Genomic DNA, 20,496 nt, shown 5'->3' with positions numbered 1-20,496 from the left:
GGAAGGCACCCCGCCGTGGCCAAGGCGACCGACGTCCGTCCGAAGATCACCCTGGCGTGTACGGAGTGCAAGGACCGGAACTACATCACGAAGAAGAACCGGCGCAACGACCCGGACCGCGTGGAGCTGAAGAAGTTCTGCCCCCGCGACGGGAAGCACACCCTGCACCGCGAGACGCGCTGATCTAGCGCTCCACAGTTTTCACCCTGCGCCGTCCGGATTCTTCCGGGCGGCGCAGAGTACTTTGTGGGGCATGTCCCTGGACCAATCCTTCGTCGGCCGCAGCTGGCCGGCCACCGAGCCCTACCTCGTGGGCCGGGAGAAGATCCGCGAATTCGCCCGTGCGATCGGCGCGACCGACGCCGAGTACCACGACCCCGCGGCCGCCCGTGCCATCGGTTACGCCGACGTGGTGGCTCCGCCGACGTTCCCCGTGGTGTTCACCATGTCGAGCAGCCGGCAGATCATCGCGGACCCCGAGCTCGGCCTCGATTACACCCGTGTGGTGCACGGCGACCAGAGGTTCACCTACCACCGGCCGGTCGTCGCCGGCGACGCGCTGGTCTGTGTGAACTCGGTCGAGGACATCACCAGCCGGGGCGGGCACGAGTTCATCACCACCCGGACCGATGTGCGTACCGAGTCGGGCGACCCGGTCGTCACCGTCTGGTCGAAACTGGTTCAGCGGGGCGAGGAGGCCAAATGAGCGACGTTCTTGAGCCGCAGACGTTCCGGGTCACCCGGGCGGATCTGGTGCGCTACGCGGGCGCCTCGGGCGATTTCAACCCCATCCACTGGAACGACCGCACCGCCGTCGGCGTCGGGCTGCCCGGTGTCATCGCGCACGGCATGTTCACCATGGCGCTGGTCGGCCGGGCCGTCACCACGTGGGCCGGCGCCGCGGACGCGGTCGTGGAGTTCAGCGTCCGGTTCGCCCGGCCGGTTCCGGTGCCGGACACCGACGAGGGAACCGAGGTCGTGGTCAGCGGGATGGTGAAGGAGATCACCGACGCGGGGCACACACGGCTGAGCCTGACCGCAACCTGCAACGGCGACAAGGTACTGTCGTTGGCGCAGGCGCTCATCAGGAAGCGGTAACACCCGGGTTGGGATAACGCCGGGCGTACCCGTACACTGGTGCGCCGTGGGGCACTGAGCCGTCATAGGCCCAGGTCCCGCAAAGGGGTGTAGCTCAATTGGCAGAGCAGCGGTCTCCAAAACCGCAGGCTGCAGGTTCAAGTCCTGTCACCCCTGCGCATTCCTCCTCGACGTGCCCGCCCGGTGCGCGGTTCGCACGACTTCCGCGTCCGGTCGAGCCCTGACGGGACAATCAACACCCACCGACGACGGAAGTAGCGCGAAGTGGCCGATAAGGACCGGCCCGGTGACGACGTCCCGGGCGACGACGAGGTATTCGCCGACGCTTCTGCCGGCGGTGACGTACCGGACGACGGTGTCGACAAGGCGACCGGCAGTGGCGACACCGCCCTCGCCGAGCGTTCGGCCACGTCGGACAGCCCGAAAGCCAAGAAGCGTCGTGGCGGCCCGATCGGCCGGGTGGGTGGCTTCTTCCGCGAGGTCGTCAGTGAGCTGCGCAAGGTCATCTGGCCGACCCGCCGGGAGCTTCTGACCTACACGAGCGTCGTGATCGTCTTCGTGGTGGTCGTGACCTCAATCGTGACGAGCTTGGACTGGGTCTTCGGGAAGGGCATCCTCTGGGCCCTCGGCTGATCCGCCGGGCCCTGAGTTCCGAACCGAAGAGATCTGATCTGGAGAAGTGAGCGAGCGTGCCTGAGTACGACGACGAGACCGCGCAGTTTGCTGACGAGCAGTCGTCGCTGGTCACCGAGGAGTCGGTGGACGAGACGGTGGAGGTGGCCGACGAGGCCGCCGACATCCAGGCGCCCGAAGCGGACGAGGACTACGACCCGGTCAAGGAGCTGCGGCAGAAGCTGCGTTACGCGCCCGGCGACTGGTACGTGGTGCACTCCTACGCCGGTTACGAGAACAAGGTCAAGACCAACCTCGAGACCCGCATCACGAGCCTCGACATGGAGGAGTTCATCTTCCAGGTCGAGGTTCCGACCCGCGAAGAGGTCGAGGTAAAGAACGGCAAGCGCAACCAGGTGCAGGCCAAGGTCTTCCCGGGTTACATCCTGGTCCGGATGGACCTGACCCCGGAGTCCTACTCCTGTGTGCGCAACACGCCTGGTGTGACCGGCTTCGTCGGCGCCACCGACCGGGTCGACCGGCCGGCGCCGCTCTCGCTGGACGAGGTGCTGAAGTGGCTGGCACCGGCCGTCCAGTCCGAGGAGAAGAAGTCGAAGCCCGAGATCAAGGTCCTCGACTTCGAGGTCGGCGACTCGGTTACCGTCACCGACGGCGCCTTCGCCTCGCTGCCGGCATCGATCTCTGAGATCAACGCCGACCAGCAGAAGCTCAAGGTCCTGGTTTCGATCTTCGGCCGCGAGACTCCGGTCGAGCTGAACTTCAACCAGGTCACCAAGATCTGATCGTCGCGAGAGCACGACAACGCGGCGATTTCAGTGGGAGGGGCTGCATTCGGCGGCCCCGCCAACTACCACAGGAGTAATTGAAATGGCACAGCGCAGCAAGGCGTACCGCAACGCCGCTGAGAAGATCGACGCCGACAAGCTCTACGAGCCCAAGGAAGCGGTCGCTCTCGCGAAGGAGACCAACCCGGTCAAGTTCGACGCCACCGTCGAGGTCGCGATGCGTCTCGGCGTGGACCCGCGCAAGGCGGACCAGATGGTCCGCGGCACGGTCAACCTGCCGCACGGCACCGGTAAGACCGCCCGCGTCATCGTCTTCGCCCAGGGCGCGAAGGCCGAGGAGGCTGTCGCGGCCGGCGCCGACGAGGTCGGCACCGACGAGCTCGTCGCCCGGATCCAGGGTGGATGGCTGGACTTCGACGCCGCGATCGCGACGCCGGACCAGATGGCCAAGATCGGCCGGATCGCCCGGATCCTCGGCCCGCGTGGCCTCATGCCGAACCCGAAGACCGGCACCGTGACCGTCGACGTCACGAAGGCGATCAACGAGATCAAGGGCGGCAAGATCACCTTCCGGGTGGACAAGCACTCCAACCTGCACCTGATCATCGGCAAGTCCTCCTTCGCGCCGGAGCAGCTGCTCGACAACTACGCCGCGGTGCTCGAAGAGGTCCTCCGGGCCAAGCCGTCGGCCGCCAAGGGCAAGTACCTGAAGAAGGTCACCGTCGCCACCACGATGGGCCCGGGCGTCCAGATCGACCCGAACGCTGTGAAGAACCTGCGCGGCGACGCCGAGAGCTGATTTCAGCCCAAAGCGACATGATTGAGGCCTCCGGGGACACCCCGGGGGCCTTTTTCGTGGCATCCTTCCGGCCATGCTTTTCGAAGGCCTCTGGTTCCGGTACTCCCGCCGCGCACCCTGGGCTCTGCGCGGCGCCGAAGCCACCGCCGCACCCGGCGACACCATCGTGGTGCTGGGACCAAACGGCGCCGGCAAGTCCACGCTGCTCCAGCTCGCGGCCGGCGTCCTGCGCCCGACGCGGGGCCGGATCCGGGACCGCCCGTCCGTCGTGGGCTGGGTTCCGGAGCGTTTCCCGGCCGCTCAGCCGTTCACCGCGCTCGGTTACCTGCACGCGATGTCCGCGGTCCGCGGCCTGCCTGCCCGCGCCGCCGACCCCTGGATCGAGCGCCTCGGCCTCGCAGCCCACGCGGACACCCCACTGGCCGATCTCTCCAAGGGCACCGCGCAGAAGGTCGGTCTGGCCCAGGCCCTGCTCACCCCGCCCGGCCTGCTGGTCCTCGACGAGCCATGGGAAGGCCTGGACGCCGCCTCCCGGACCCTGATCCCCGAGATCGTCACCGAGGTCACCGACGCCGGGGGAGTGGTCCTGGTGAGCGACCACAGGGGAGAGATCGCCAACCTCCCCGGCGCTCGCCACTGGACCCTCGCCGCCGGCGAGCTGCGCACCACCACCACGCAGGCAAAACCCGAGACGGACGAGCTGATCGTCGAGGTCGCCGTCCGGCGGCACGAGGCCGCCGCCGCGGTGGTCCAGCTGCGTGCGGCCGGTCACCGCGTTCTTGGGGTACGCGAAAACGGCCTTTCGGTACGCGAGAAGCACACCACCGTCGAGGAGGATCGATGATCGCGCTGGCCTGGATGCGGGTGGCCGGTTTCGTCCGCAGTGGCCGCTGCCTCGCACCCCTGGTGGCCGTGCTGGTGGTCCTGTCGATCCTCTACGGAGGCGGCCCTTCACGAGCCGCCGCCGCGTACGGATATTCGGCCGCCGCCCTCTTCGCCGTGCTGGCCTGGATCACCAAGCTGGTGCTGGACACCGAGCCGGACGTGCAGCGCCGCCTGGCCCGACTTGCGGTCGGCCCGGCTCGGGAGGCAGCGGCGGGTCTGCTGGCAGCCGGCCTTCTCGGCGCGGGGGTGTGCGCGCTGGCGATGCTGGCGCCCTGGGCGTTCGGCGGGATCAGCGGACCGGCGATCGGGGTGGGCATCCTGCTCGGAGTGCTGGCCCACCTGCTGGCGCTGGCCGGCGCCCTCGCGCTCGGTGCACTGGCCGGCCGGGCCGTCACCCGCCGGGTGATGCCCGGAGTGGCGGTCCTGGTCAGCGGCGGGGTGCTGGCGGTCGTGCTGGGTCTGAGCGATTCGATCGCGCCGTGGCTGGTGCCGCCGGTGATGGCGACGGCCCGGGCGCTGAGCGAGGACGCCGCCCCGGCTGCCGGGGATCTGCTGTGGCTGGTCATCCGGACGCTGCTCTGGTGCGCCGCCGCCCTCGGGATCTATGCCCGGCTGCGTCGAGCCCGTGCCTAGAAAGGACGAAGCGCACATCGATTTGGTTTTTCGTGGCCGGTCCGCGTACTGTTCCTTCTTGAAGTTCCACCCATAGACCGCTGGTCGCCGCAGTGACCGTCACCACGACGGACGCCGCGGCCGAAGGTCCCGCACAAGCGGGCGACCTGCGCAGGGCGAAACGGTTGTGATTCCGGCAAGCGCAAGCGTGCCTGGTCCCGCCCCGTGCCCCTGCGCCGGGGCGTTTTTGCTTGTACGGACCCTCTCGACCAGTGGCTGTATCACTGAGAGAGGAGGGACATGGCGGACAAGCCGGTCCGGGCCGACAAGGCTTCGGCCGTCGCCGAGTTCACGGATCAGTTCCGTGCCTCTGCGGCCACCGTGTTGACCGAATACCGCGGCCTCACCGTGAAGGAGCTCACCGAGCTCCGTCGCTCGCTGGGCAGCGAAGCGAAGTACGTGGTCGCGAAGAACACCCTCGCGAAGCGTGCGGCGACCGATGCGGGCATCGAGGGTCTCGACGCTCTGTTCACCGGTCCTACCGCGCTCGCCTTCGTGAAGGGCGATGTGGTCGAGGCGGCCAAGGGCCTCCGTGCCTTCGCCAAGGCCCACCCCGTTCTCATCATCAAGGGCGGCGTCTTCGAGGGCAAAGCCCTCTCGGCGGACGAGGTCAACAAGCTTGCTGACCTCGAGTCCCGTGAGGTGCTGCTGGCCAAGCTGGCCGGCGCCATGAAGGCCGGCCTGAGCAACGCCGCTGCCACGTTCCAGGCCCCGCTCTCGCAGCTGGTCCGGACCGTGGACGCTCTTCGGGCCGATCGCGAGAAGGACGGTTCTGCCGAGGCCTGATGCCTCGCGTGAACCCGTAAGACGTCAAGTTCAGTACTTAGGAAAGGTTGCCTGATATGGCGAAGCTCAGCACCGACGAGCTGCTCGACGCGTTCAAGGAAATGACGCTTATCGAGCTGTCCGACTTCGTGAAGCAGTTCGAGGACGTCTTCGACGTCAAGGCCGCCGTGGCTGTTGCCGCTGCCGGCCCGGCCGGCCCGGCCGCCGCTGAGGCCGAGGCTGAGAAGGACTCCTTCGACGTTGTCCTTGAGGGCGACGGCGGCAAGAAGATCCAGGTCATCAAGGTCGTGCGTGAGCTGACCGGCCTGGGCCTCAAGGAGGCCAAGGACGCCGTCGAGAGCGCCCCCAAGGCGATCCTCGAGGGTGTCAACAAGGAGAAGGCCGAGGCCGCCAAGGCCAAGCTCGAGGGCGAAGGCGCCAAGGTCACCCTCAAGTGATCTAACGCTCCTCAGCGTTGCTTGTCGATGGCGGAGATCCGTGCTGGATCTCCGCCATCGGTGTATCGCCGGCCGGTTTCGGCAGCTCATCAGCGCCTGACCGGCACACGTGGCAAAGACTGTCAAAGCTCGCTATTCATGCGTTATGGTCCCTTGGGTGTGCCGGGTGGACGACCGCACCGGTTCGACCCGCGGCACAGCCCTTGACTGTGTGTCCCCTGACAGGCACGCTGACATCAGCAAGTTTCCGCGCTTGCGACAGTCGCGCTGTGGGTAATCGGTGATCCTGCCGATCCTCCACAGACCGGCACCCGAGGAAGAGTTACCGCGTTTCTGAGCGGCCCCATCGCTGGTGGGAGCACGTTCCGCGGACCACCTTGGGTGTGGGCTGGACAGCGGTTAGCCGAGCGGCTACACTGCTAGTTTGCGCTGCCTTCTGTCTTGATGCCTGTCGGGATATCCGTGAGGATTAATTCCCGGGGGCTCATTGGAGTGCACGCAGACCAGTTGCATCAGCAACTCAGCCGCATAGCAGCACCGGTCCTCGGAAGGACGCATCTTGGCAGCTTCCCGCCCTGCGAAGACCAGCCGTACGTCGAGCGCTTACGCACCCCGCCGGGTCTCTTTCGGCCGGATCACCGAGCAGCTAGAGGTCCCCAACCTCCTCGCCCTCCAGACGGACTCGTTCGACTGGCTGGTCGGCAACGAGGCTTGGCAGGCCCGGACGACGGACGACCCGCACGCCCACTCGGGCCTCGCAGAGATCCTCGAAGAGATCAGTCCCATTGAGGACTTCTCCGGCACCATGTCGCTGTCCTTCTCAGCTCCGCGCTTCGACGAGGTCAAGGCCTCGATCGAGGAGTGCAAGGAGAAGGACCTGACCTACTGTGCCCCGCTGTTCGTGACCGCGGAATTCACCAACAACACCACTGGCGAGATCAAGAGCCAGACCGTGTTCATGGGTGACTTCCCGATGATGACCCCCAAGGGGACGTTCGTCATCAACGGCACCGAGCGGGTCGTGGTGAGCCAGCTCGTCCGTTCGCCGGGCGTGTACTTCACCAAGGAGCCGGACAAGACCTCCGACCGCGACCTCACCAGCGTCAAGGTCATCCCGAGCCGGGGTGCCTGGCTCGAGTTCGACATCGACAAGCGCGACACCGTCGGCGTCCGCATCGACCGCAAGCGCCGGCAGGCCGTCACCGTCCTGCTCAAGGCCATCGGTTGGTCGGCGGACCAGATCCGCGAGCGGTTCGGCTGGTCCGAGCTGCTCATGACGACGCTTGAGAAAGACCACATCGCAGGGCAGGACGAGGCCCTGCTAGACATCTACCGCAAGCTGCGCCCTGGCGAGCCCCCCACCCGGGAGAACGCGCAGACCCTGCTCGACAACCTCTTCTTCAACCCGAAGAGGTACGACGTCGCCAAGGTCGGCCGGTACAAGTTCAACAAGAAGCTCGAGATCGACGTCCCGATCGTCCGGGGCACGCTCTCCGAGGAAGACATCGTCAAGACCGTGGACTACCTCTGCCGGCTGCACGCCGGTGAGGAAGGCTACGAGGCGGACGACATCGACCACTTCGGTAACCGGCGTCTGCGTACGGTCGGCGAGCTCATCCAGAACCAGGTCCGTGTCGGCCTGTCCCGGATGGAGCGCGTCGTTCGCGAGCGGATGACGACCCAGGACGTCGAGGCGATCACGCCGCAGACCCTGATCAACATCCGTCCCGTCGTGGCGGCGATCAAGGAGTTCTTCGGTACGTCGCAGCTGTCGCAGTTCATGGACCAGACCAACCCGCTCGCGGGTCTGACCCACCGTCGCCGTCTCTCGGCGCTCGGCCCGGGTGGTCTGAGCCGTGAGCGGGCCGGCTTCGAGGTCCGTGACGTGCACCCGTCGCACTACGGCCGGATGTGCCCGATCGAGACCCCTGAGGGTCCGAACATCGGTCTGATCGGCGCGCTCTCGACGTTCGCACGGGTCAACCCGTTCGGCTTCATCGAGACCCCGTACCGCAAGGTTGAGAACGGCATCGTCACCGACGAGGTGCACTACCTCACGGCTGACGAAGAGGACCGCTTCATCAAGGCCCAGGCGAACGCCGTGCTGTCCAGTGACAACACGTTCGCCGAGGACCGCGTCCTGGTCCGCCGTAAGGGCGGTGAGGTCGACTACGTGCCTGGCACCGAGGTCGACTACATGGACGTCTCGCCGCGACAGATGACCTCGGTCGCGACGGCGATGATCCCGTTCCTCGAGCACGACGACGCGAACCGTGCCCTCATGGGCGCGAACATGCAGCGTCAGGCCGTTCCGCTGGTCAAGGCCGAGGCGCCGCTGGTCGGCACCGGCATGGAGTACCGCGCCGCGGTCGACGCCGGTGACGTTGTCGTCGCCGAGGTCGGTGGCGTGGTCGAGGACCTGTGCGCCGACTACGTGACGGTGCACCAGGACGACGGCCACCGCCGGACCTACCTGCTGCACAAGTTCCGTCGCAGCAACGCCGGCTCCTGCGTCAACCAGAAGCCGGTCGTCTTCGAGGGTGACCGCATCGAGGCCGGCCAGGTCATCGCTGACGGTCCCTGCACCGACGAGGGCGAGATGGCCCTCGGACGCAACCTGCTGGTCGCGTTCATGTGCTGGGAAGGCCACAACTACGAGGACGCGATCATCCTGTCGCAGCGCCTCGTGCAGCAGGACGTGCTCACCTCGATTCACATCGAGGAGCACGAGGTCGACGCTCGGGACACCAAGCTCGGCCCGGAGGAGATCACCCGCGACATCCCCAACGTCAGCGAGGAAATGCTCGCCGACCTGGACGAGCGCGGCATCATCCGGATCGGTGCCGAGGTCGTCCCCGGCGACATCCTGGTCGGCAAGGTCACGCCGAAGGGCGAGACCGAGCTCACCCCCGAGGAACGTCTGCTCCGCGCCATCTTCGGTGAGAAGGCCCGGGAAGTCCGGGACACCTCGCTGAAGGTTCCGCACGGCGAGACCGGCACCGTCATCGGTGTCCGCACGTTCTCCCGCGAGGACGGCGACGAGCTGCCCCCGGGCGTGAACGAGCTGGTCCGCGTCTACGTGGCGCAGAAGCGGAAGATCCAGGACGGTGACAAGCTCGCCGGTCGTCACGGCAACAAGGGCGTCATCTCCAAGATCCTTCCGGTCGAGGACATGCCGTTCCTTGAGGACGGCACCCCGGTCGACATCGTGCTCAACCCGCTCGGTGTGCCCTCGCGTATGAACATCGGCCAGGTTCTGGAGACCCACCTCGGGTGGATCGCCAAGACCGGCTGGGAGGTCGAGGGCGACGACGCGGACTGGAAGCGTCAGCTCCGCGCCATCGAGGCTCACGAGTCCTCCGCCGACAGCAACGTCGCGACCCCGGTCTTCGACGGTGCTCAGGAGGAGGAGATCAAGGGCCTGCTCGAGTCGACGCTGGTGAACCGGGACGGCAAGCGCCTGGTGAACGGTGACGGCAAGGCGCAGCTGTTCGACGGCCGCTCCGGTGAGCCGCTGCCGGACCCGATCTCGGTCGGCTACGTCTACATCCTGAAGCTGAACCACCTGGTCGACGACAAGATCCACGCTCGGTCGACCGGCCCGTACTCGATGATCACGCAGCAGCCGCTCGGTGGTAAGGCCCAGTTCGGTGGCCAGCGGTTCGGTGAGATGGAGTGCTGGGCGATGCAGGCCTATGGTGCGGCTTACGCCCTCCAGGAACTGCTGACCATCAAGTCCGACGACGTCCTGGGCCGAGTGAAGGTCTACGAGGCCATCGTCAAGGGCGAGAACATCCCGGAGCCGGGAATCCCGGAGTCCTTCAAGGTGCTTCTCAAGGAGCTCCAGTCGCTGTGCCTGAACGTCGAGGTGCTTTCCAGCGACGGTGTTGCCCTGGAGATGCGCGAGACGGACGACGAGGTCTTCCGGGCCGCGGAGGAACTCGGCATCGACCTGTCACGGCGCCCGAACGAGGGCGTCAGCAGCGTCGAAGAGATCTGACGGAAGCGGCCCCGCCGGTCTGAGGAAACTCAGCCGGGCCGGGGCCGCACCCGCCGGCCTTGAATTCACCCGAGCAACGAAACACGAGGGATAGTCCAAGTGCTCGACGTCAACTTCTTCGACGAGTTGCGCATCGGCCTTGCTACCGCTGACGACATCCGGCAGTGGTCGCACGGCGAGGTCAAGAAGCCCGAGACGATCAACTACCGCACCCTCAAGCCCGAGAAGGACGGACTCTTCTGCGAGAAGATCTTCGGTCCTCAGCGGGACTGGGAGTGCTACTGCGGCAAGTACAAGCGGGTCCGGTTCAAGGGCATCATCTGTGAGCGCTGCGGCGTCGAGGTGACCCGGTCCAAGGTCCGCCGTGAGCGCATGGGTCACATCGAGCTGGCCGCGTCGGTGACCCACATCTGGTACTTCAAGGGCGTGCCGAGCCGGCTGGGCTATCTGCTCGACCTGGCTCCCAAGGACCTTGAGAAGATCATCTACTTCGCCTCGTACGTCATCACCAGCGTGGACGCCGAGTCGCGTCACCGTGACATGTCGACGATCGAGAACGAGATCTTCGCCGAGAAGCGGCAGTCCGAGAACGGCCGCGACTCCGAGATCGAGAAGCGCGCCGCCAAGCTGGAGCAGGACCTGGCCGAGCTTGAGGCCGAGGGTGCCAAGGCCGACGTGCGCCGCAAGGTCAAGGAAGCTGGCGAGCGCGAGATGCGCCAGATCCGTGACAAGGCGCAGCGCGAGATCGACCGCCTCGACGAGGTGCTCGACACCTTCCGCAAGCTCGACTCCAAGCAGCTGGTCACGGACGAGCTGCTCTACCGCGAGCTCCGCGACCGCTTCGGTGAGTACTTCACCGGTGGCATGGGCGCGGAGGCCATCAAGGCCCTGCTCGAGAACATGGACCTCGACGCCGAGGCGGAGAACCTTCGGGAGATCATCCGCACCGGTAAGGGCCAGCGGAAGATCCGGGCGCTCAAGCGGCTCAAGGTCGTCGCGGCGTTCCTGAACACCCGTAACTCGCCGCTCGGCATGGTGCTGGACTGCGTCCCGGTCATCCCGCCGGACCTGCGCCCGATGGTGCAGCTCGACGGTGGCCGCTTCGCGACCAGCGACCTGAACGACCTGTACCGCCGGGTCATCAACCGGAACAACCGCCTCAAGCGACTGATCGACCTCGGCGCGCCCGAGATCATCGTGAACAACGAGAAGCGGATGCTCCAGGAGGCCGTCGACGCGCTGTTCGACAACGGCCGTCGTGGCCGGCCGGTCACCGGTCCGGGTAACCGCCCGCTCAAGTCGCTCTCCGACATGCTCAAGGGCAAGCAGGGCCGGTTCCGTCAGAACCTGCTCGGCAAGCGCGTTGACTACTCCGGCCGTTCCGTCATCGTCGTCGGCCCCCGGCTCAAGCTGCACCAGTGCGGCCTGCCGAAGCAGATGGCGCTGGAGCTGTTCAAGCCGTTCGTGATGAAGCGCCTGGTGGACCTGAACCACGCGCAGAACATCAAGTCGGCCAAGCGGATGGTCGAGCGTCAGCGCCCCGTCGTGTGGGACGTCCTGGAAGAGGTCATCAGCGAGCACCCCGTGCTGCTGAACCGCGCGCCGACCCTGCACCGCCTCGGCATCCAGGCCTTCGAGCCCCAGCTGGTCGAGGGCAAGGCGATCCAGATCCACCCGCTCGTCTGTACGGCGTTCAACGCCGACTTCGACGGTGACCAGATGGCGGTCCACGTGCCGCTGTCCGCCGAGGCTCAGGCCGAGGCGCGGATCCTGATGCTGTCGTCGAACAACATCCTCAAGCCGGCTGACGGTAAGCCGGTCACCATGCCTACCCAGGACATGGTCATCGGTCTGTACTACCTGACCCACATGACCAAGGGTGCCAAGGGCGAGGGTCGGGTCTTCAGCTCCGACGCCGAGGCGCGGATGGCGTTCGACAACGGCGAGCTGCACCTGCAGGCGCCGATCAAGCTCCGTCTCCAGAACGTCGTCGGTGTCGACAACGGTGCCAAGGGCGAGACCTGGGTCGCGCCGGAGGACTGGACCGAGGGTGGCCAGGTCACCGTCGAGACGACTCTCGGCCGCGTGATCTTCAACGAGACGCTCCCGGTCGGGTACCGGTACGTCAACTACGAGATCCGCAAGGGTCAGCTGTCGGCGATCGTCAACGACCTCGCCGAGCGCTTCCCGAAGGTCGTCCTCGCGGCGACCCTGGACGCGCTCAAGGAGGCCGGCTTCCACTGGGCCACCTGGTCCGGTGTGACGATCGGTATGGGCGACGTCATCGCGCCGCCGCGTAAGCCGGAGATCCTCGCCAAGTACCAGGCCGAGGCCGACCGGATCGACAAGCAGTACCAGCGTGGTCTGATGACCGGTGAGGAGCGCCGCGGCGAGCTCATCGAGATCTGGACCAAGGCGACCAACGAGATCTCCAAGGAGATGGAGACCGCGCTGCCGCAGGAGAACCCGCTCTGGGTCATGATCAACTCCGGCGCTCGCGGTAACCTCCTCCAGCTCCGGCAGATCGCCGCGATCCGTGGTCTGGTGGCCAACCCCAAGGGCGAGATCATCCCGCGCCCGATCACCTCGTCGTACCGCGAGGGTCTGACCGTTCTGGAGTACTTCATCTCCACGCACGGTGCCCGTAAGGGTCTGGCCGACACCGCGCTGCGTACCGCCGACTCGGGTTACCTGACCCGTCGTCTGGTGGACGTGTCGCAGGACGTCATCATCCGCGAGGAGGACTGCGGCACCGACCGCGCGATCCCGATGGCGGTGACCGACGCGGAGCGGGTCGACGGCAAGCTGGTCGTGCACACGCACGCCGAAACCGGCGTGCACGCTCGTACCCTGGCCGACGACATCGACGACGCCAACGGCAACCGTGTGGTGTCGCGTGGTGACGACCTCAACTCGATCATGGTGGACGCGCTCGTCGCGGCCGGCGTCGAGACGGTCCGGGTGCGCAGCGTCCTGACCTGTGAGTCGAAGCTGGGCGTCTGCGCGGCCTGCTACGGCCGCTCGCTGCCGACCGGCAAGGCTGTCGACATCGGCGAGGCCGTCGGCATCATCGCGGCCCAGTCGATCGGTGAGCCCGGCACGCAGCTGACGATGCGTACCTTCCACACCGGTGGTGTCGCGGGTGAGGACATCACCCAGGGTCTGCCGCGTGTCCAGGAAATCTTCGAGGCCCGCGTGCCGAAGGGTAAGGCGCCCATCGCCGACACCCCCGGTCGCGTCCGCATCGAGGACGGCGAGCGCTCTCGCAAGATCATCGTGGTGCCGGACGACGGCAGCGAAGAGATCGTTTACGACAAGATCTCGAAGCGCGTCAAGCTGCGCATCCCGGACGGCGGCCACGTCGGCGTCGGCGAGAAGCTCACCGAGGGCACCATCGACCCGCACGAGCTGCTCCGCATCATGGGTCCGCGCGCGGTCCAGGTCCACCTGACCAGTGAGGTCCAGGAGGTCTACCGCTCGCAGGGTGTGCTCATCCACGACAAGCACATCGAGATCATCATCCGCCAGATGCTCAAGCGGGTGACGGTCATCGACTCCGGCGCGACCGAATTCCTTCCGGGTGTTCTGGTCGACCGGGCGCTCTTCGAGTCGGAGAACCGCCGGCTCGTGGGCGAGGGTGGCGAGCCCGCCGCCGGTCGTCCGGTGCTGATGGGTATCACCAAGGCCTCGCTGGCGACCGACTCGTGGCTCTCCGCGGCCTCCTTCCAGGAGACCACCCGGGTGCTCACCGACGCTGCGATCAACTCGCGCAGCGACTCGCTGGTGGGCCTCAAGGAGAACGTCATCATCGGTAAGCTCATCCCGGCCGGTACCGGTATCTCCAAGTACCGCAACATCCGGGTCGAGCCGACCGAGGAGGCCAAGGCCAAGGTGTACTCGATGACCGGGTACCCCGAGACCGACTATGGCTTCGGGCCGGCCAGCGGGCAGGCTGTGCCGCTGGACGACTTCGACTTCGGGTCGTACCGCTAAGGGTTTCTTTCTGATGGGGCGGTCGCGCACAGCGCGACCGCCCCATCAGTGTTTCTAGGATGGCTTCATGACTGTCTCCGTGGTGCCGGCACGGCACCCGATGGACCCGGACCCGGTGGCCTCCACGAAATCGCGGGCGGTTTTTGTGCTCGGTCTTGTGGGGCTGCTCACCGGTGTGTTTGTGGGCGGGGTCGTCCCGGCCACCCTCGCGCTGCTGCTGGCCCGGCAGGCGCATCGTGAGGCCTATGCGGCAGGTGGCTATCTGACCGGCTCAGCGTGGATCCTGCGGGGCCGGCGGTTGGCCTGGGCCGGCCTGGTCCTGGCGCTGACGTCGCTGGTGGTCGCCGTGATCGTCGCCCTGCTGCATCTGGCCACGGCGCCCGGGGGACAGGACTTCGCGCCCGGCACTGACTGATGCCGGGCTGCGCCCCGGCTCATACGGGTGACATGCTTTCGGTATGACCCAGCCGCCGCAGTCTCCCTACTACGGCCCGCCGCCACAGCACCACTACGGCCCGCCGCCGGTGGCCCCGCCCTCAGCGGGCTGGGAGCTGGAACGGGTCGATGCGGTCAGCGGCACCGGGTTCGGCCTGGCGCAGCTGCGTGTCGCGCCCATCACGTCCGGGCTGGCGATCGGCTCGCTGGTGGCCGGCATCGGCGCGATCCTGGTCTCGGTGCTGGCTCTCTGCTTCAACGCTGTCGGCGCCGCCGAGGGCTGGGGTGCCTGGGTCGGTGGCGCCTTCACTCTCCTCAGCGTCCTGGCCGGTGGGGGAGCGGTGGCGGCCGGGATGATCGCCCTGCGGCAGATCCGCCGCTCCGGCCAGGTCGGCCGGGTCCGGTTCACCGGCCGCGGTGTCGGCATCGCCGGCATCATCTGCGGAGGGGTGGGCGCGGGAATAGGGTTGCTGGGTCTGTTGCTGGGACTGGTGTTGCAGATGTCCTGAACGGCCCCTCGGCGAGCGCCGTCCGGGAGCGTGCGACCCCGTGTTCCGGCACCGCGACGATGTCACGCAGAAGCACCCGGTACACTGGTATACGGAGATGTCCATCATGGGAGCCCGGCCCTCATTTTGACCTGGGTGCTCGTGATGGGTAATCTTTCCCTTCGTGCCCGGGCTAGCCCGGGCAACTCGTGCGTGCACCCGACTCGGAACGTGCGACGGGTATTGCAGCACGACGGGCGGAACCCGGTGAGGGTCCTGTCCCGACAAAGACAAGAAAGACCCGGAGCGCGTGGGTACCACGCGTAATGGGACCGTGAGCCGGACGACACGCCCGACCGCGGGTGTGGGAGACGCCCCTCCTGGGCGGCCCCCACACACAGAAGCAGACTTACTCGGTGCGGCCGTAACACAAGGAAACGGCCGAAGGGAGCGGAGAAACCCGGTGCCCACGATCCAGCAGCTGGTCCGAAAGGGCCGCCAGGCGAAGACGAGCAAGACGAAGACGCCGGCGCTGAAGGGAAGCCCCCAGCGGCGCGGCGTGTGCACGCGCGTCTACACCACTACCCCCAAGAAGCCGAACTCTGCGCTGCGCAAGGTCGCTCGTGTGAAGCTGAGCAGCCAGATCGAGGTCACGGCTTACATCCCGGGCGTCGGTCACAACCTCCAGGAGCACTCCATCGTGCTCGTGCGCGGCGGCCGTGTTAAGGACCTTCCGGGCGTCCGTTACAAGATCGTCCGCGGTTCTCTGGACACCCAGGGTGTCCGGAACCGTAAGCAGGCCCGCAGCCGTTACGGCGCGAAGAAGGAGAAGAGCTGATATGCCGCGTAAGGGACCCGCTCCGCGCCACCCTGTGGTCGCAGACCCGGTGTACAACTCCCCGCTGGTGACTCAGCTGGTCAACAAGATCCTGGTGGGCGGCAAGCGCCAGCTCGCCGAGCGCATCGTCTACGGCGCCCTCGAGGGTGCTCGCGAGAAGAGCGGTGGCACCGACCCGGTGGTCATCCTCAAGCGCGCGATGGACAATGTGAAGCCGACCCTCGAGGTCCGCAGCCGCCGCGTTGGTGGCGCGACCTACCAGGTTCCGGTCGAGGTTCGCACCCCGCGTCAGACCACGCTCGGCCTGCGCTGGCTCGTCCAGTACTCGAAGGCCCGCCGTGAGAAGACCATGATCGAGCGCCTCCAGAACGAGCTGCTCGACGCCAGCAATGGCCTCGGTGCTGCCGTCAAGCGGCGCGAGGACACTCACAAGATGGCGGAGTCCAACAAGGCCTTCGCGCACTACCGCTGGTAAGACCTGCTGCGGGCCCGGCCATGTGCCGGGCCACGGCAGTCGTACCGGTCCACGAGACGACGACGAAGAAAAGTAGGGATGGAAGTGGCCGCCGCAGACGCGCTCGCCAAGGTTCGCAACATCGGCATCATGGCGCACATCGACGCTGGTAAGACCACGACGACTGAGCGGATCCTGTTCTACACCGGCATCACGTACAAGATCGGTGAGGTCCACGAGGGCGCAGCCGTCATGGACTGGATGGAGCAGGAGCAGGAACGCGGTATCACCATCACCTCCGCCGCCACGAAGTGCGAGTGGAAGGGCTACACGATTCAGATCATCGACACGCCCGGCCACGTCGACTTCACGGTCGAGGTCGAGCGGTCGCTGCGTGTGCTCGACGGCGCGGTTGCGGTCTACGACGGCGTTGCCGGCGTGGAGCCGCAGACCGAGAACGTCTGGCGCCAGGCGGACAAGTACCACGTCCCCCGGATGTGCTTCGTCAACAAGCTCGACCGGACCGGCGCGGACTTCTTCCGTTGCGTGCAGATGATGATCGACCGGCTGAACGCCACGCCGCTCGTGCTGCAGATCCCGATCGGGCTCGAGGGCGACCACATCGGCGTCGTCGACCTGATCAACATGAAGGCGCTCACCTGGCGCGGGGAAACCCAGAAGGGTGACGACTACGCGATCGAGGAGATCCCGGCCGATCTGGCCGACTCCGCGGCCGAGTGGCGCGAGAAGCTCATCGAGACCCTCGCCGACGTCGACGACGCGGTGATGGAGAAGTACCTCGAGGGCGAAGAGGTGTCGATCGACGAGATCAAGGCCGCCATCCGGCGTTCCACGATCGCCAGCAAGGCCAACCCGGTCCTGTGTGGCTCGGCGTTCAAGAACAAGGGCGTTCAGCCCATGCTCGACGCCGTCGTCGACTACCTGCCGTCGCCGCTGGACGTTCCGGCCATCGAGGGCACTGCCACCGACGGCGAGACGCCGATGCTGCGCAAGCCGTCGAACTCCGAGCCGTTCTCGGGCCTGGCCTTCAAGATCCAGACCGACAAGCACCTCGGCAAGCTCACGTACGTCCGGGTCTACTCCGGCACGCTCGACTCCGGTTCCCAGGTGGTCAACTCCACCAAGGACCGTAAGGAGCGGATCGGCAAGATCTACCAGATGCACGCGAACAAGCGTGAGGAGCGCGCCACCGCGCAGGCCGGCGACATCATCGCCGTCCAGGGTCTCAAGCAGACCACCACCGGTGACACGCTGAGCGACCCGGCGAACCCGGTCATCCTGGAGTCGATGACCTTCCCGGAGCCGGTTATCCAGGTCGCCATCGAGCCGAAGACCAAGTCGGACCAGGAAAAGCTGGGCACCGCGATCCAGCGTCTGGCCGAGGAGGACCCGACCTTCCGCGTCTTCAACGACGAGGAGACCGGGCAGACCATCATCGCCGGCATGGGCGAGCTCCACCTCGACATCCTCGTCGACCGCATGCGGCGCGAGTTCAACGTCGAGGCGAACATCGGTAAGCCGCAGGTGGCGTACCGCGAGACCCTCCGCGGCAAGGTGGAGAAGCTCTCGTACGTCCACAAGAAGCAGACCGGTGGCTCGGGCCAGTACGCGAAGGTCGTCGTCACCGTCGAGCCGCTGCCGCTCGAGGCTGACGGCCCGACCTACGAGTTCGTGAACGCCGTCACCGGTGGCCGCATCCCCAAGGAGTTCATCCCCTCGGTGGACGCGGGTGCGCAGGACTCCCTGCAGTACGGCGTCCTCGCCGGTTACCCGCTCGTCGGCGTGAAGTTCACGCTGATCGACGGTCAGTACCACGAGGTCGACTCCTCCGAGATGGCGTTCAAGATCGCTGGCTCCATGGCGATGAAGGAAGCGGCCCGCAAGGCCGACCCCGCGCTGCTCGAGCCGATGATGGCCGTTGAGGTCACCACCCCTGAGGACAACATGGGTGACGTCATCGGCGACCTCAACTCCCGCCGCGGCCTGATCCAGTCGATGGAGGAGCGCTCCGGCGCCCGCGTCGTCAAGGCTCTGGTTCCGCTGTCGGAGATGTTCGGCTACGTCGGCGACCTCCGGTCGAAGACGGCCGGCCGGGCCAGCTACAGCATGCTGTTCGACTCCTACGCCGAGGTTCCCGGGAACGTCGCGAAGGAGATCATCGCTAAGGCCACTGGCGCCTGACGCGTTGAGGCACGTGCGGCTCGTCGAGAGCCGCACGTGCACTAGCAGTCGACAGAGTCCTGAGGCGCCTTATCGGGCGTGCCGGGCGAAAAGTATTGATCAGTCCACAGGAGGACACCAGTGGCGAAGGCGAAGTTCGAGCGGACTAAGCCGCACGTCAACATCGGCACCATTGGTCACATCGACCACGGTAAGACGACGCTGACTGCGGCCATCACGAAGGTCCTGCACGACGAGTTCCCGGACCTGAACCCGTACACCCCGTTCGACGAGATCGACAAGGCGCCGGAGGAGAAGGCCCGCGGCATCACGATCTCGATCGCACACGTCGAGTACCAGACCGCGGCGCGTCACTACGCGCACGTGGACTGCCCCGGCCACGCCGACTACATCAAGAACATGATCACCGGTGCCGCGCAGATGGACGGCGCGATCCTGGTGGTTGCCGCGACCGACGGCCCGATGCCGCAGACCAAGGAGCACGTGCTCCTGGCCCGCCAGGTCGGCGTTCCGTACATCGTTGTCGCCCTGAACAAGAGCGACATGGTCGAGGACGAGGAGCTCCTGGAGCTCGTCGAGCTCGAGGTTCGCGAGCTGCTCAGCACCTACGAGTTCCCGGGCGACGACCTGCCGGTCGTTCGCGTGTCGGCGCTCAAGGCCCTCGAGGGTGACCCCGAGTGGACCGGCAAGCTCCTCGAGCTGATGAACGCGGTCGACACCGCGATCCCGCAGCCCGAGCGTGAGACCGAGAAGCCGTTCCTCATGCCGATCGAGGACGTCTTCACGATCACCGGCCGTGGCACCGTGGTGACCGGTCGCGCCGAGCGTGGCATCCTCAAGCCGAACGAGGAGGTCGAGATCGTGGGTATCCGCGAGAAGTCGACCAAGACCGTTTGCACCGGCATCGAGATGTTCCGCAAGCTGCTCGACGAGGCTCGCGCTGGCGAGAACGTCGGCCTGCTGCTCCGCGGCATCAAGCGCGAGGACGTCGAGCGCGGCATGGTCGTCGTGAAGCCGGGTACCTCGACTCCTCACACGGAGTTCGAGGGCCAGGTCTACATCCTCTCAAAGGAAGAGGGCGGCCGGCACACCCCGTTCTTCCAGAACTACCGCCCGCAGTTCTACTTCCGTACCACGGACGTCACCGGCGTCGTCACGCTGCCCGAGGGCACCGAGATGGTCATGCCGGGCGACTCCACCTCCATGTCCGTGAAGCTGATCCAGCCGATCGCCATGGAGCAGGGCCTGAAGTTCGCGATCCGTGAGGGTGGCCGCACCGTCGGCGCCGGAACGGTCACGAAGATCACCAACTAATTGACGGATGTTCACGGTGTGATGTCGTGAACAACCCTCATCGGTGACCCCGATTAGCGTTGTCGGAGAGAATCCGGCATACTAGTCAGGTTGCGTCCGCGCGGGGTGGGCAGCTGCTCGTTCAGTTGCCCACCCTCGCAGGGTGTCCGGGTGTGTTCTTTTGCCGCCCGCCACTCTTAGATCCCCGTGATCAACCCGCTTCAGGCAACTGAGGCGGAATCAGAGTGCCCAGCATTCTGAGGCAAGGCGCGACACGCCCGACCGCGGGGGTCGGACAACGCAGGATCAACGGTCCTGCGGGCATGCGGAAGCCACCCGCTTCCGCACGTAGCGGCATCGAGAGAAGGAAACAGAAGCCACCATGGCGGGACAGAAGATCCGCATCCGGCTCAAGGCCTATGACCACGAGGTCGTCGACTCCTCGGCGCGGAAAATCGTCGAGACGGTGACGCGCACCGGGGCGCAGGTCGCAGGCCCGGTGCCGCTGCCCACGGAGATCAACCGTTTCTGCGTGATCCGTTCGCCGCACAAGTACAAGGACTCGCGCGAGCACTTCGAGATGCGCACGCACAAGCGACTGATCGACATCATCGACCCGACTCCGAAGACGGTCGACTCGCTTATGCGCCTCGACCTGCCGGCTGGGGTCGACATCGAGATCAAGCTGTAGGGATCCG

Annotated in this window: 19 protein-coding genes and 1 tRNA gene; all 20 read left to right on the top strand. The window is 66.5% G+C overall.

Features of this window, described 5'->3' with window-relative positions; translation table 11 throughout:
- The first annotated feature begins 15 nt into the window (after positions 1-15).
- The 20 genes from rpmG to rpsJ all read left to right on the top strand — a co-directional run bounded on the left by rpmG (position 16) and on the right by rpsJ (position 20,489).
- Positions 16-183: a 50S ribosomal protein L33 gene (gene rpmG / locus B0I29_RS09605; RefSeq protein WP_014687739.1), complete on the top strand. Its 168-nt coding sequence runs from the start codon at positions 16-18 to the stop codon at positions 181-183.
- Positions 184-253: 70 nt separating this feature from the next.
- Positions 254-706 (top strand): MaoC family dehydratase N-terminal domain-containing protein, encoded by a 453-nt coding sequence (locus B0I29_RS09600; protein WP_111648522.1) that lies wholly within the window; start codon positions 254-256, stop codon positions 704-706.
- Positions 703-1,098, top strand: coding sequence for a MaoC/PaaZ C-terminal domain-containing protein (locus B0I29_RS09595; protein WP_111648521.1), 396 nt, complete (start codon positions 703-705; stop codon positions 1,096-1,098). Before B0I29_RS09600 ends, B0I29_RS09595 begins: the two co-directional genes overlap by 4 nt.
- 83 nt (positions 1,099-1,181) lie before the next feature.
- A tRNA-Trp gene (locus B0I29_RS09590) sits at positions 1,182-1,254 on the top strand.
- A 108-nt stretch (positions 1,255-1,362) separates the two neighbouring features.
- Positions 1,363-1,731, top strand: a complete 369-nt coding sequence (gene secE / locus B0I29_RS09585) for a preprotein translocase subunit SecE (RefSeq protein ID WP_111648520.1) — start codon at positions 1,363-1,365, stop codon at positions 1,729-1,731.
- A gap of 56 nt (positions 1,732-1,787) precedes the next feature.
- The gene (nusG, locus tag B0I29_RS09580) at positions 1,788-2,513 is read left to right on the top strand and encodes a transcription termination/antitermination protein NusG (RefSeq protein WP_111648519.1); all 726 of its coding nucleotides are present in this window, start codon (positions 1,788-1,790) and stop codon (positions 2,511-2,513) included.
- 85 nt (positions 2,514-2,598) lie between these two features.
- Complete coding sequence (rplA, locus tag B0I29_RS09575) at positions 2,599-3,315, top strand: 50S ribosomal protein L1 (RefSeq protein ID WP_111648518.1); 717 nt, start codon at positions 2,599-2,601, stop codon at positions 3,313-3,315.
- Between the two features lie 73 nt (positions 3,316-3,388).
- Entirely contained in the window at positions 3,389-4,159 is a 771-nt protein-coding gene (locus B0I29_RS09570; protein WP_111648517.1) for an ATP-binding cassette domain-containing protein, read from the top strand.
- Positions 4,156-4,833, top strand: coding sequence for a hypothetical protein (locus tag B0I29_RS09565; RefSeq protein WP_111648516.1), 678 nt, complete (start codon positions 4,156-4,158; stop codon positions 4,831-4,833). Before B0I29_RS09570 ends, B0I29_RS09565 begins: the two co-directional genes overlap by 4 nt.
- 279 nt (positions 4,834-5,112) lie before the next feature.
- Positions 5,113-5,658, top strand: a complete 546-nt coding sequence (gene rplJ, locus B0I29_RS09560) for a 50S ribosomal protein L10 (RefSeq protein WP_111648515.1) — start codon at positions 5,113-5,115, stop codon at positions 5,656-5,658.
- A 56-nt stretch (positions 5,659-5,714) separates the two neighbouring features.
- Positions 5,715-6,095 (top strand): 50S ribosomal protein L7/L12, encoded by a 381-nt coding sequence (gene rplL, locus B0I29_RS09555; protein WP_111648514.1) that lies wholly within the window; start codon positions 5,715-5,717, stop codon positions 6,093-6,095.
- 559 nt (positions 6,096-6,654) lie between these two features.
- Positions 6,655-10,095, top strand: a complete 3,441-nt coding sequence (gene rpoB, locus B0I29_RS09550) for a DNA-directed RNA polymerase subunit beta (RefSeq protein WP_111648513.1) — start codon at positions 6,655-6,657, stop codon at positions 10,093-10,095.
- 99 nt (positions 10,096-10,194) lie between these two features.
- Positions 10,195-14,088, top strand: a complete 3,894-nt coding sequence (locus B0I29_RS09545) for a DNA-directed RNA polymerase subunit beta' (protein ID WP_111648512.1) — start codon at positions 10,195-10,197, stop codon at positions 14,086-14,088.
- A 67-nt stretch (positions 14,089-14,155) separates the two neighbouring features.
- Positions 14,156-14,503: a hypothetical protein gene (locus tag B0I29_RS09540; RefSeq protein WP_111648511.1), complete on the top strand. Its 348-nt coding sequence runs from the start codon at positions 14,156-14,158 to the stop codon at positions 14,501-14,503.
- Positions 14,504-14,546: 43 nt separating this feature from the next.
- Positions 14,547-15,032: a hypothetical protein gene (locus B0I29_RS09535; protein ID WP_245972374.1), complete on the top strand. Its 486-nt coding sequence runs from the start codon at positions 14,547-14,549 to the stop codon at positions 15,030-15,032.
- A 442-nt stretch (positions 15,033-15,474) separates the two neighbouring features.
- The gene (gene rpsL, locus B0I29_RS09530) at positions 15,475-15,849 is read left to right on the top strand and encodes a 30S ribosomal protein S12 (RefSeq protein WP_014440718.1); all 375 of its coding nucleotides are present in this window, start codon (positions 15,475-15,477) and stop codon (positions 15,847-15,849) included.
- Between the two features lies 1 nt (position 15,850).
- On the top strand, positions 15,851-16,324 hold the full coding sequence (rpsG, locus tag B0I29_RS09525) for a 30S ribosomal protein S7 (protein ID WP_111648510.1): 474 nt from the start codon (positions 15,851-15,853) through the stop codon (positions 16,322-16,324).
- 84 nt (positions 16,325-16,408) lie between these two features.
- Positions 16,409-18,505, top strand: coding sequence for an elongation factor G (fusA, locus tag B0I29_RS09520; protein WP_111648690.1), 2,097 nt, complete (start codon positions 16,409-16,411; stop codon positions 18,503-18,505).
- Positions 18,506-18,625: 120 nt separating this feature from the next.
- A complete protein-coding gene (tuf, locus tag B0I29_RS09515; RefSeq protein ID WP_111648509.1) occupies positions 18,626-19,819 on the top strand; it encodes an elongation factor Tu in 1,194 nt (397 codons plus the stop codon).
- A 361-nt stretch (positions 19,820-20,180) separates the two neighbouring features.
- Positions 20,181-20,489, top strand: coding sequence for a 30S ribosomal protein S10 (gene rpsJ, locus B0I29_RS09510; RefSeq protein ID WP_007073037.1), 309 nt, complete (start codon positions 20,181-20,183; stop codon positions 20,487-20,489).
- The last annotated feature ends 7 nt before the right edge of the window (positions 20,490-20,496 follow it).

It is taken from the genome of Actinoplanes lutulentus, assembly GCF_003259845.1.
GTDB lineage: Bacteria > Actinomycetota > Actinomycetes > Mycobacteriales > Micromonosporaceae > Actinoplanes > Actinoplanes lutulentus.
This window is presented reverse-complemented; position numbering and strand designations above follow the sequence as displayed.